The organism is Halobacillus sp. B29 (assembly GCF_052246755.1).
GTDB lineage: Bacteria > Bacillota > Bacilli > Bacillales > Halobacillaceae > Halobacillus > Halobacillus halophilus.
This window is the reverse complement of sequence record NZ_JBQQCM010000014.1, coordinates 38,586-51,469: the sequence shown is the minus strand read 5'-3', so window position 1 is coordinate 51,469 and position 12,884 is coordinate 38,586. Positions and strand designations below refer to the sequence as shown.

11 protein-coding genes and 2 pseudogenes are annotated in these 12,884 nt (G+C 37.9%); 4 read left to right on the top strand and 9 right to left on the bottom strand.

From position 1 onward, the window contains the following. The first annotated feature begins 277 nt into the window (after positions 1–277). Positions 278–1,480, top strand: coding sequence for a cytochrome P450 family protein (locus ACTWP7_RS16715; RefSeq protein WP_443124181.1), 1,203 nt, complete (start codon positions 278–280; stop codon positions 1,478–1,480). 673 nt (positions 1,481–2,153) lie between these two features. On the opposite strand, the gene ACTWP7_RS16710 is transcribed toward ACTWP7_RS16715, so the two are convergent. From ACTWP7_RS16710 to ACTWP7_RS16685, 6 genes are all read right to left on the bottom strand, one after another. Continuing rightward, positions 2,154–2,831 carry a class D sortase gene (locus ACTWP7_RS16710; RefSeq protein ID WP_443124180.1) on the bottom strand — a complete coding sequence of 226 codons (678 nt, stop codon included), beginning with the start codon at positions 2,829–2,831 and terminating at the stop codon, positions 2,154–2,156. An 84-nt stretch (positions 2,832–2,915) separates the two neighbouring features. Further along, positions 2,916–3,845 (bottom strand): DUF6612 family protein, encoded by a 930-nt coding sequence (locus tag ACTWP7_RS16705; protein ID WP_443124179.1) that lies wholly within the window; start codon positions 3,843–3,845, stop codon positions 2,916–2,918. 206 nt (positions 3,846–4,051) lie between these two features. Then, positions 4,052–5,437, bottom strand: a complete 1,386-nt coding sequence (locus ACTWP7_RS16700) for an NAD(P)/FAD-dependent oxidoreductase (RefSeq protein ID WP_443124178.1) — start codon at positions 5,435–5,437, stop codon at positions 4,052–4,054. 44 nt (positions 5,438–5,481) lie between these two features. Next, positions 5,482–6,045 (bottom strand): GNAT family N-acetyltransferase, encoded by a 564-nt coding sequence (locus tag ACTWP7_RS16695; RefSeq protein ID WP_443124177.1) that lies wholly within the window; start codon positions 6,043–6,045, stop codon positions 5,482–5,484. Positions 6,046–6,677: 632 nt separating this feature from the next. Further along, on the bottom strand, positions 6,678–7,385 hold the full coding sequence (locus ACTWP7_RS16690; RefSeq protein WP_443124176.1) for a FadR/GntR family transcriptional regulator: 708 nt from the start codon (positions 7,383–7,385) through the stop codon (positions 6,678–6,680). A gap of 621 nt (positions 7,386–8,006) precedes the next feature. Then, positions 8,007–8,705 carry a DUF2294 domain-containing protein gene (locus ACTWP7_RS16685; protein ID WP_443124175.1) on the bottom strand — a complete coding sequence of 233 codons (699 nt, stop codon included), beginning with the start codon at positions 8,703–8,705 and terminating at the stop codon, positions 8,007–8,009. A 365-nt stretch (positions 8,706–9,070) separates the two neighbouring features. Between ACTWP7_RS16685 and ACTWP7_RS16680 the strand changes: the two genes are divergently transcribed. Continuing rightward, entirely contained in the window at positions 9,071–9,259 is a 189-nt protein-coding gene (locus tag ACTWP7_RS16680; RefSeq protein WP_014643615.1) for a YjzC family protein, read from the top strand. Positions 9,260–9,335: 76 nt separating this feature from the next. On the opposite strand, the gene ACTWP7_RS16675 is transcribed toward ACTWP7_RS16680, so the two are convergent. Then, positions 9,336–9,620 (bottom strand): hypothetical protein, encoded by a 285-nt coding sequence (locus ACTWP7_RS16675; protein WP_443124174.1) that lies wholly within the window; start codon positions 9,618–9,620, stop codon positions 9,336–9,338. A 395-nt stretch (positions 9,621–10,015) separates the two neighbouring features. On the opposite strand from ACTWP7_RS16675, the gene ACTWP7_RS16670 reads away from it, so the two are divergent. Next, complete coding sequence (locus ACTWP7_RS16670) at positions 10,016–10,738, top strand: 3-ketoacyl-ACP reductase (RefSeq protein ID WP_014643617.1); 723 nt, start codon at positions 10,016–10,018, stop codon at positions 10,736–10,738. Positions 10,739–10,852: 114 nt separating this feature from the next. Here ACTWP7_RS16670 and ACTWP7_RS16665 read toward each other — a convergent pair. Further along, positions 10,853–11,483: pseudogene (locus ACTWP7_RS16665) on the bottom strand (MetQ/NlpA family ABC transporter substrate-binding protein); the annotation flags it as partial. Between the two features lie 7 nt (positions 11,484–11,490). Further along, a pseudogene (locus ACTWP7_RS16660) lies at positions 11,491–11,699 on the bottom strand (ABC transporter permease subunit); the annotation flags it as partial. Between the two features lie 126 nt (positions 11,700–11,825). On the opposite strand from ACTWP7_RS16660, the gene ACTWP7_RS16655 reads away from it, so the two are divergent. Further along, complete coding sequence (locus tag ACTWP7_RS16655; protein ID WP_443124173.1) at positions 11,826–12,740, top strand: DMT family transporter; 915 nt, start codon at positions 11,826–11,828, stop codon at positions 12,738–12,740. The last annotated feature ends 144 nt before the right edge of the window (positions 12,741–12,884 follow it).

Sequence of the window (12,884 nt, the reverse complement as noted above, 5' to 3'; positions counted from 1 at the left end):
CGGATTTATTGTTTTAACGAGAAGGATCCTGCTTTCCTGTTCCATTTCTTTCGCCTTTTTCTCTTTTCAATGCATTCAAGTCTTCTTTACTTTTGTTTTTCTTCTTTTTACCCAACTTAACTCCTCCTTTCCTTCTTAGTTTGGCATCATTCATGGAATTAATGTAATAATAGAAAGCCGATAGACCACCCCTCCTTGTCAAATATTGGTTGTTCAATAGTAATCCATCCTTTACTATTAAATTATGCTCCATAGTTACTTAAAGGAGGAAGATGTAATGGAAAATACTGAAACTATTTATAGATCAAACTTCAAAATAGGAGCCTATACTTTTTATCAAGATCTACGCTTAAATCAACCTGTTTTTCCTATGTCCAGTGGAGGTTCCAATAGTTCCTGGATTATAACTAAGTATGATCATGTAAAAGAATTATTAAAGTCTCCCAGTTTTATTAAAGATCAGAATAAATTATTCTCCCAATCTTCACGGGAAGAGATGAATGCAGATGAACTGAATATATTTCAAAACATGATGCTGGACGTTGACCCACCTGACCACACCAGACTTCGTAAGCTGGTCCAACCTTATTTTAACCCTAAAACGATTAAGCAACTGGAACCCCGAATTACTGAAATTGCGCAAGAACTACTTGAAGAAATGAAACATAAAAAAGGGTCTGTAGATTTAATTGATGATTACGCTTTTCCTCTGCCAATAATTGTGATTAGTGAACTTCTGGGTGTACCCGTTGAAGACCGGAACAAATTTAGAAAATGGTCCAATACCATAGTAGCTGCCTCTGACAATATGACTGCTGATTTTCAGGAAGATGTAGAAGCATTTACCGCCTACTTAACCAGTCTTTTCGAAAAAAGGAAAGCAGAACCTGAAGAGGATTTAATCTCTTCTTTACTGCAGACTGCGGAAGAAGAAGAGCAATTAACCAAAGCAGAATTATACTCGATGGTTGTCTTATTAATAATTGCCGGCCATGAAACAACGGTTAATCTAATTGGCAATACAATGTTTGCTCTTTTTGAACATCCAGAGCAAATGTCTAAAATCAAATTTGATCAAACGCTCATTCCTTCTGCGATTGAAGAAGGACTTCGTTTTTATAGTCCCGTTGACTTTTCAACAGCGCGCTGGGCAGAGGAGGACATGGAGTTCCATGGTCAAGAGATTCGGGGTGGAGACTTAGTTCTAGCATCTATAAGTTCCGCAAATCGTGACGAAGAGAAATTCAGCGATGCTGATCAATTTGATGTGACCAGAAGCAAAAATGCCCATGTGGCCTTTGGGTTCGGAATCCACTTTTGTCTTGGTGCTCCTCTGGCGCGTCTGGAAGGTAAAGTCGCTATTGAGGAGCTGCTGAGCGCTTTTCCAAATATCGATTTAAACCGTACAATGAATAGACCTGAATGGAAGCAGGTATTTCTCCTGCGAGGTCTTTCCCAGCTTCCAGTTGCTTTAAACTAAGGAATAACTATGAAACCACTGCTCTACTTAAGCAGTGGTTTTTTTAATCATTATAAGCGTTATAGCATGCAATCAAACAGCATGCTACTTTTCTTAAGAATACGGGCCATATATCCTAATTGGAAGATCACTTTATGAATGGCTCAGATAAAGTTTATTATTGATTTTTCATAAGAGGCTTATTACGCAATTGGGCCGGTTACTGTAAGACTCAGTTTCGAGAAATTTGATCGTGCTGAAGGTCTTGCCAAATTAGAAGCTCGAACCCCCTTCAAACATCACCTGCCTGATGAGACCATGTGGTTCTGTACATATTTCCGGATGTAACAATCCGCAATAGCCTGTCATAAAGACATTTAATACAGTTTAAGGAAGAGAACCTTTCTCTTCTAGAAGGGTACGATTTTCTTAATCATGTTGGGTTGGTGGGGGAATGATGAGACTCCCAGGTTAAAAGCGGAGGCACCTTGCTCAGCGGCGTATGGACTGGACGTTCAAATGTGGAAGCCTTCAACCTCGAAAAGCTTAAGAACGACCATGAAAGGAAGGGCTCTGTTTCCTATCATGGTTGGACTAATGACTTCGAGAGGCTAAGCATCAAAACTAGCCTGGAGCTGTTGGACATAAAGAAAACACGAAGAGCGAAGCGATTCGATGTTGTCCTTTGACCAGCTTACTCGACCATATCATTTACATTTATCAATTTTGACTGAATGATATATCGGTCAGGTGCATCTCCTATAAAATCCAGCGGATAACAAGTGGATAGAGTCAAAGTAGCTTCGTCTTTTTCCACAATTACGCTTCGGTCATCAGCATCAGTCACCCACATTTTTTCAACCTTATACTCATACCTTTTTCCATCATATTCTATAAAAATAGAGTCGTCTTTCTTTACGTCTCCCAATTCAGTAAATACGGTCTCTCGATGGCCACTAAGTACAGTATGTCTTTTTTCCTCAGGAGTCGTTGTCCATTCACTTACATACATACCTACTCCTTGTTTTAAGACTTCTGGATCAGCTCCCCAAAATGTGTCGTACCCCATTTCGATACTCGGAATAACTACTCTTCCCACACTTTCTCCTTTCTCGTATTTGCTAATTTCTTCACTCATAGTGACTGGATGAGGAGACTTACTTTTATGGGTTATCTGTGTTTCCACATTATTTATTGTAGAGGAGGGTTTACCGGCTTCTTTACTTACTGATTTATTATCGGGTTTGCTCCAATCTTCGGTTTCTTCCATAGGAACTCTTTCAGCTGCTTTGGTTCCGTCCCACCATTGGTATCCATAAAAGCCAGCCATTAAGACTCCGAATAACATGATTGCTACTAAAACTTTATTCACGATTTCACCTCTATTATTTCCTTTTCATACCATAATAAAGGAAGAAAAGCCGCATGTACACATGCGGCTTTTCTCTCTCAAACACTAGGCACGACTCGCCATTTGTCTTCTGTAAACAAAAATTCCACCAGCAATCATTGCGAGAGACGCCCCAGCTAAAGCCAAACCAGGGTCATTACTTGAAGTATCTGGCAATTCACCGCCTTCAGGAAGGGTTTCTTCAAATGACTTAGCGTTGTCCACCACTTGGTCTGGAATGGTAATGGTTCCAACTCCATTGATATTATCGATAGACATATCAAAAGTTTGTACCATATTAGTTGACATATCTTCCATTTCCATATCCATGTCAAGCTTCATCATCATTCCAGTCATATAATGAGTTTCTTTATCAATTGTTAATTGATAAGAAATATTGTTAATAGTCATTTGTTTCATCATTTCTTCCATCATCTTCGCCATCTCTTTGTCATCCATGCCGTTTTGAAAAAGTTGTTGAGAAGCTTTCAGAAGTTTTTCTCCGTCACCTTCATAACTTACTACATAGGATCCTTCTGCCTCCTCAACTTTCATTTCCTTTGCAAATTCTGAAGCCTGGGAAACCTGGGACTGAGCCGTCATCAATTCCTGAATGTCGGATTGACTCATTGGAAAATTATCTTCAAATTTTACCCAATCCCCTTCAAGATTCTGCTGATAAAAACCTTCTTCTGTCCAGTATGATTCAAGTTCCAATAGTTTTTCACTTTCAGGTAGTGAGGTTTTAACCTTCTGATGCATAGCAAATGGATCCAATGTTATGTCAGCCTCGGATTCTGTAGAAATAACCTGTTCCGTGCCCTGCATTGGCATTTTCTGCTCCGTTATGGAACGTACCGTGTAACTATCCAGCTCCATCATAGCCTCATTAGATTTCTTTAATAGTTCCTCTGCACTCATCTCCTCGGCTGCGACCTGAAGCGGTACCATCACTACTAGTAAAACTGCGGTCAAACTGGCTAACTTCTTAAACATCTAAACACTCCTAAATTGTATTAGGCCATCCATCATAGGGTATTTCCTGACTTATGTATGTACTAAAACAAAGATGATGCAGTTCAGACCTTTTCCCTATCATTTCGTACCCACTACTCTTTACCCACCATTTCCAAAATAAAACATTTTTTTCATTATTATTCTTAGATCTTTAAATGATTAATCAGTCTAAATTACTAAATAAATCACCAGCTTAACCTCGTTATATTAGATGATGCACCAAGGCCTTTATTCTTTTCCAGTATCCTATCTGCTACGTAAAGCCCACTGGCAGCCGCTTGAGATAAAGAATGTGTGATACCTGAACAATCGCCAATTAAAAATAAACCTTCAATTTCAGTTTCGAAATCTTTGGTAGTATTAATTTGTGGTTCATAGAATTTAGCATCCATTCCATAAACCAAAGTATCCGGATGGATTGGTTTTTCAATAAGGTTCTCCAATTTCCCCATAAATTCCAGTACTGCACGGAGGTATAAACCAGGAATTTCATCTACTAAATTCCCCGCCTCTGCTTCAAGGCTGGGTCTGATTAAGTTAGATGAAAGCTCGGAAGAAGGACGATTAGCATAAAAATCACCTAGTCGTTGGGTAATAATTCGTTCATTATCTTGATTAATTCCTCCTATTATACATTGGGCTGTCTGCATAGCCTTGTCATAAGATGGGAGGTAGCGGGGAACAAATAGAGTAAAATTTAAATTACCACTTTCGGTCTTTTCTTCATTTTTATTTTGCCCATCAGGCATTACGAGGCCGTTCTGATACTTACGAATAATACGTCCGCGGGGGTTCATACAGTACGTCGTGGCTTCATATTCTTCCCCTCGACATCTTAGCTTCGTCTCAAATGTTTCCTTTAAAATGGGGGCCAGCTGGTCTTCTTTCATCTCTATCCTTAAACCCAGATCCAGTCTAGTTTCACCAGTTTTAAGACCAAGGTCTTTCATTTGCTTCTCTAGCCACTTACCTCCGCTTTTTCCTGTTCCTATAACTAGTTGTTTACTATGAAAATTCCCTTTGTCTGTTTCTATCAAAAAACTATGAGCTTTTGGTTGAATTGATATAACATTTGTTTCAAATGTAAAGTGAATGTGTTTTTTCATTGTCTCGTAGAGTTCTTGGAAAACCTCCACAGCTACTTGAGTTCCCAAATGTCTCACTTGTGCAGATAATACTTCTAAACCAAGTTTTTCAGCTTTAGCTGCAAGTAATTCATTTTTTGTGCTGTATAACCCTACACTTTCTGCACCAAACCTTTGAAGTGTGCGGTCAACTTCTTTCATTAACTCCAGGGTTCTTTCTCCCCCTATCTTACGTCCCAAATCTCCTCCAAAATCATTTGTATAATTAAATTTCCCTTCTGATTTCCCGAGGCCTGCATACCCTATGTATTTATTGCAATCCTCACCACAAGTGCATGATAAACCTACATCCAATCCGCACTTTCTCTCCGTGAGTGGTTTTCCTTTATCTATAATCCGTATCGACAAGTTATTATTCTCCTGAACCAGTTTGTGAGCAAAAAATACACTGCTTACCCCAGCCCCTATAATGATAATATCTTCCATTTATATTTATTCTCCTCCATTCCATAAAAGTATAGCGATGAATCTTACTCTGTCACCTTGGCATAAATATATGTATCAGTAAGTCTTTGCCCATCTACCGATAAATCTTCATTTCGCAGTATTCCTTCTAACTCATACCCCAATCTTTCTGGAATCGAACGGCTTTTAAGATTTTCAGATTCACAACGGATCTCTACTCTCACACATTCTAACTCCTGAAATGCATATTTAGTCAATGCTGCAACGGCTTCTCTCATGTAACCCTTTCCACTTTTTTTGGTATCGATCCAATACCCTATTTCAAGCTTAGGAATTTCCCAATTGATATTATGAAAACCTGTAGATCCTACAAATTCTCCATCTTCTCGTAAGAAAATAAGATATCTAAGATTTTCACGTGTAAGAAATTTTGCATGTGCTTCGCGAGTGTTTACTTCTGTATCCTCGGGAGTTGGAACTTCCTGGACAAAGCCAAGCCATGGCCGTAGTTCTTCTCGTGATTCTTGTATTGCTTTATTAACTACAGCCCCGTCGCCTGGGACTGGCATTTTTAAGACTAATCTTTCTGTTTCAATTTCAGTACAAACATCCATTAAAATTGGATTCATTCCTTATCTCCCCTTACCATTTAATTAATAACTTCACCTAAGCTCTCATAGTTATCAGGTTTAATATTTCCTAGTCTATTTATTAATCGTTCCAATGAATTCTATTTAAGTAGATTGCTTCACTACTGGAACGGGTTGTTGAAGAATCAGTTTCGAAATGTTCTGGATCCGTTGCCATAGAATAAGTCGGTTAGTGGCGAAATAACTCGCCTTCCTGTTTCCCAGAAGGACGCAGAACTGGGGAACGTAAATCGTGCCCTAGAAGACCTTCATCGTAAACAATTATCTCGAGCTTAACTGATTCTTCCAAGATAGGGAGCTTATCTTTAACATAAAAACAGAAATTTAATCGAACAATATGTAAAAAAGTTCTTATGTCTATGTAATAGGATCTTACCAATTTTTGCAACACTACAGAAAAAAAGCGGTGCGGATATACTTGCTATACCACACCGCTTAAGAGATATTCTATTAAGCTATATGTTGCCTTTACTGGCCCTTGAACATCCACGATTAAGTTTATATCAATACCTGTGATGTTACTTAGGCCATCGAGGAATCTAACACAAGAAGAAATTAGTTCGCCTTTATTTTATTCGGAATGAACTTTTATGTTGAACACATACTATCTCTTATTTCCTTAATATATGCGAAACTGATTTTTCTACATTTCTTAAATGGATCATCATTTCTTCACGTGCTTGAGGTTCCGAGCCGTCTTTGATGGCTTGGAAGATGCGACGGTGCTCCTGCAACAGCTTTTCAGTTCTTTCTTTCGAATGCAGAAGTTTACGTGTTTCCCTCATAGCTTGCACCATGATTTCGGAAACACTATTCATTAATTGAATTAACATTTCATTATGGGTAGCTCTTACCATGGCCATATGAAAATCAAGATCCGCTTGTTCTCCAAGTTCTCCATTTCCATTAGCTTCCGCCATTGCAATTAGAGCTTCCTCCATGGGTTTTAAGTCTTCCGTTTCACGGTGTAGTGCAGCTGATCCGGCAGCTCCGACTTCTAGAATCTGTCGTACTTCTAACAGTTCTTTCATATCCTCTTTTCTCATGAGAAAAGCGGCTGAAGTTGGCAATGAAAAGCGTGAAGCTTCAAAAGATTTTATGAACGTGCCCTCTCCTTGGCGCATTTCTAAGATTCCCATGGCCCGAAGCGCACTTAAAGCCTCCCTTACCGCAGAGCGACCGACACTAAAACTCTTCGCCAAATGTTCTACACTGTCAAGCTTATCTCCAGGATTTAACTCCCCATTTTTCAATGATTCCAGCAATGAATCCGCTACTTGCTCGTATATTTTCTTTGATCTTATAGGTTTATAATCCACAATATTTCCTCCAGCTTCCTATCACAATTCTATTTCATTTTACTGTAATTTTGTTGACAGGGAAAGCAGAGCGATAAACGTCTTAAAAAATGAAACTGAATAGTAAAGCATCCACTTCTGTAAATAGTCCATAAAGTACCGCAGAGCCAATGGCTTACAAATACTATCTCCCTCTTTACCTGACAGCCCTGCCACTGCACCTGCGTCAACCACTTTATGAGACCGATTACATACCCTGCTGAGCCTCCAAACACTTGTAAAGAAAGAACAGGATCTTTGGATAGATCAGTCTCTTCTATTATTACAATGGAATCACTAATTAGCATTCCTTTTTTGCAGGCATATGAAAGAGCATCAGAAAGACAAACGGAGCGATGATAGCACTTAAAACAACACCCAGACGTATAGGTATCCTATCATTCAATTTTTGTTATCGCTTGCATTTATGTGTTAAAAGTATGGTCATCGGGCAATCTGTTTATGCTAATCTATCATTACTAATTAAGACACTTTTTTTACATTTCCTGCATGTTTAAATTTTTATCCAACTAAAAAACGCCCACACAATTGTGGACGATTGATCTGTACCATAATAAAGAATAACCGATTTGTTTATGATTATCATTTTGGTTTAACAATAAATATCAGATAACTAATATCCAAATAAAAATCCCAATCCACAAAGACGTCTTTAATGCTTACACCTAATATGGACTCAAACACCTTAATATCCAGCAATCTTTTTTCAAGCTGCCTTTTACTTAACAATAATTGTTCTTTATTACCCTCGCGAATTAATTCTTTTTCAAGTTCTGTCAGAATCCCTTTACGTTCCATAACCAGAGTTCGACTATTTAAGTACATGGAGTTAAGGAGATCTGGCGCTTTTTGTGCTATTTCACTGACCTTAATCATCTCTTCTTCCAATAGTTCCTTATTAGGAAATTCAGGATAAAAATGCTCCTCGTTGCTTTCGCTATTGTCCATAACTCCAAGCAAAACGCCAGTTTTATTTTCCAGAGACCAATCATAATAAAAGTTCTTTATATGTAGGTCCGCTGATACTCTCAATGTTGCCTTTATCTCCGGAATTAGCTCTTCAAACATTAAATCACGGGTTTCTTCGACTTTTTGATAATTTTTTTGCCCTACCAATAATCGTTCAATGGGAGCTAAAAAATCTTTTAGGTAAATTGAAATAAATGGTTTTTTAATAGATACATATACAGATGTGGGTCCTTTACCAAAGTTATCTCGAAGCAGCTTTCCTATATAACCTGCTATTTCTGAATTTAACGACTTTTTTTCCAATACTCTCATTCCTTATTTCTAATAATTAATTATAGCTTGATAATCATGCTGCTAAATTACACAATATGATATTACCCCACTTTTTTTGTATAATAAACTTTCTTCCAGTTATCGTCTTTGTGAAATTTATAAAGCTCTTAATCAGCCAACATTTAAAAGCCATTAAAACCCCAATATATCCGTTGAAATTTTAATGATTTTTCGGCATTTTAATGTGTTCTCCTGCATGGCAGGGCTGAGATTCAGCCACTATTATAAAGATCTATTATTATATAAGAATATAATATCCCTGTAATTAAATGTTTATTAAATGGAAAATTTGGAAATAGAAAGGTGAACAACAAAATAAATCATTTTTAAAGGAGCTGTTTTACATGGCAGATCGTTACAAGACAGGCGAAAACGTACCAGAAAATGGAACATACGAATTTGATGGACTTACGGACGGCCGTAAACAAAGCAATCCTACAGAAGATGAAAAACAAGTGAAACTTGAGAGCGGAGAAACATTTCCTCCTCTACGCTCCAGTAAAGAAGGAGCTTACTGGAAGAAAGTTAAATAGTTAAAAGCAGGAGCCCCCATTCCAATGAGGAACTTACGGGGGCTCTTTTCTGCTTAAATACAGCTGAGATCGCTTTTCACGTATCACTCTTAACCATACTAATCATTTCTTCGCATAAAGTGGCATTTACCAAACACAATTCAATCATTTTATCCATTGATCCGTCTTTAGCAGCATTAAGCTTCTTAGCAGAATCTCTACAAATTGCAGCACATGCTTTACATATTTCCTCTGAAATTGGGGAACCCGATTCCACTATTTCTTTTGCGTGCTCGTAAGCTTCCTTACTTTTTTTAACTAAATGAATGCACGTTAAAACATGAAATGATTGTTGCTGAAGAGAATTATTCAAGTGCCTCATTTAAAAACCTCCATTTTTTTCCATTAAAAAAAGCCAAAAAAGAACTTGTATTAAAGTTCTTTTTTGGCTTATGTCTAGCTCTATTAGTCTAGCTTATTCCCACCAATTAATTTATTAGTTGTTTTATATCATTTTGAAATTTGATTATATGCAGATAAAAGTACTATCCCTTTTAACCACAATTAAAAGTATCATGTATTGGATTGTTTGTAAAGAATTAAATAGTTAAACAGGGGATATTAAACATAATTTGTTCTTTAATTAATCCAATTTACATAATATCGTTATTGTAAATTATAATGAACTGTACCGTTTTGTATAATCACTTATCTTTGAATCTTCATTTTCATAGAGGTAACCTTAAAAAGAAAGATACTAAGAAAGGATGATTAAATATGGGACAATCTATTGAAGGTAAAATTGCTTATATTACCGGTGCCGGTCAAGGAATCGGCCGTGCTACTGCTATTCAGCTCGCTCGTGAAGGAGTAAACGTTGGACTTATGGCGCGTACGGAAAGTAAGTTATTAGAAGTAGCTAAGGAGGCTGAAGGCTACGGAGTAAAGGCGAGCATAGCTACCGTTGATATTGCAGATATCAAGCAAGTAGAACAAGCAGTGTCAAGCTTACAATCTTCCCTCGGAAATGCGGATATTCTTATTAATAACGCAGGGATTGGAACCTATGGGTCATTTCTTGAAATCGAACCAGAAGAGTGGAAGCACACCCTTGAGGTCAACCTATTTGGAACCTATCACGTAACCCGAACCGTCTTACCTCAGATGATTGAGAAGGACCAGGGAGATATCATTAACATTTCTTCAAGCAGTGGACTTAAAGGGACAGCGGGATCCACAGCCTACAGTGCTTCTAAATTCGCTTTACAAGGAATGACAGAAGCTCTTATGCAGGAAGTTAGGAGAAATAACATTCGTGTATTTACACTTAATCCCAGCTTGGTAGCTACTGAGCTTTCCTTCGGGGAAGAATTGAGTGAGCAGGATAAAGAGAAATATATGCAGCCAGAAGACCTGGCAGAATATATGGTGGCTCAACTCAAACTACACCCTCGTATCTTCATTAAGACATCACTGCAGTGGGCTACTAACCCTTTTTAACTCTATTTATTCACAAGAATCTATTCGAATTTCAATATAGAAAAGCCTTCCGCTTAAATAAGCGGAAGGCTTTAATGATATCTACCTTTATTTATAGTTTAGGAGCGGCAATATTTATTTTTCTTTCATCCATGCAGGCTTACCAAAACCTTTGAATTTCTCATCAATAATCTTCTCAAATTCCTCGGATTGAATGACCTCTTTTATGTCCTTTACAAAAAGGTTCTTCTAAATCTTCTGTTTTAAAAGCTACTCTGTTTCGATAATCGTCCGGCATATCCTCTAACGCTAGAGCATTTGTCAGATCCATCTCTGCAGCCATAGCATAATTTCCTGGTACTGCTGCTAAGTCCTCACTATCTACCAGGCGTGGGAGCTGACCAGCCTCTACTTCCACGAATTTCAAATTTTCAGGGTTCTCCTCAATATCCTTTAGAGAAGCGCGTAGTGGGTCCACATTATCACTGATTGTAATCAGTTCCTCATCTTCTAACACTATTAGTGTTCTGGCAAGGTTAGTGGGATCATTCGGCACTCCTAACGTACTTCCTTCTTCTATACTTTGAACATCTTCATATTTATTGGAATAAAGACCCATTGGTGCTGTTGGCACAATAATAACTTCGGAGAGTTCAAGATCATGTTCCTCTTTAAATGAGTCCAAAAATATTTTATGTTGAAATAGATTAGCGTCTAAATCTTCGTTGGCTAAAGCCTTGTTCGGTTGTACATAATCAGTAAATTCATTATTTGACTGTCGTAAACATTACAAAATCATTATATCGGTAGTATCCGTAACGGATGGCTAAATCTCCTATTCCCCCACCACCGATTGCACCTGCGATAGCGGAATATCCAATTAAACTAATAGCCGTAATAGTTAAACCGCTTATCAATCCCGGTTTAATCTCCGGGAAGATGATATCCATGGAGATGCCCCACAAGCTATTGCTGCTTCAATGCAAAGTCAAGCGGACCATTCACAGGATGGAGGAGCTCGGTCGTTAATTTATCCTTTAATCATGCTTCTCTCACTCTTCCTTTTTTTGTATAATAGACTGAAAACTTAAGAAGAGTGAGGGAGTTCATGAACCGTCAATTATCTTTAATCTTAATTTTCATAGCTGCTACTTTATGGGGCGTCATCGGTATCTTTGTAACCTACCTCTATAAGATGGGATTTACTCCTTTTCAAGTTGTAGCCATAAGGGTATCCACTGCTTTTTTATTCCTGTTTATATATACACTTGCAAAAGACCTGCGTTATCTAAAGATAAAACCTTTAGACAGCCGTTATTTTGTGGGTACAGGCATTATAAGTATTGTATTATTCAATTGGTGTCTATTTAGTGCTATGGAAGAGACCTCCATCTCAATTGCTTTTGTTCTTCTTTACACAGCACCTATTTTTGTAACTATTTTTTCAAAATTCCTCTTGAATGAATCATTTACGCACAGGAAGTTAGCAGCCTTATGTATGACTTTCACAGGTTGTACGCTTGTAATCGGATTGTTTCCAAAGGTGGAAGGTTCCATATCTTTATATGGACTTATCCTTGGTTTAGGAGCAGGACTATTCTATGCTCTTTACAGTATTTTAGGTAAGTACGCTCTCGTAAAATATAACTCGCTGACCGTTACCGTTTACACTTTTTTATTTGCTTCTCTTGCAGCCGTACCATTTAGTCAGATATGGAAGATAACTCATCTATTTAACGATTTGACTTTACTTATCGTAATAGGACTTGGCTTCCTCTCAACCATGCTTCCCTTCCTTTTCTATACCAAAGGTTTGAAAAATGTCGAATCCAGCCGAGCTTCCATAATTGCTACTGTAGAACCTGTAGTAGCTTCGCTGACAGGGTATTTAATCTTCAATGAACAACTTAATGGTTGGCAATACTTTGGGATTGTACTTGTAATCGCGTCTGTCATTATCGTTCAGGATTCTTCAAAGTCTTTACAGCGCAAAAGCCAGATGTCAAACGCTTCTAACATGTGATAGTACAATCTCCGCCCTTCATATTGGATAGCCCGGCTCACATTTACAGGCGGGTTATTCAGAATGTGGTTGAGGTCAGTGAAGAAGGGGTCGTTGCTGATAATCAAATGAGAATATATGAATGAACTTCCTTCATTTAATCGC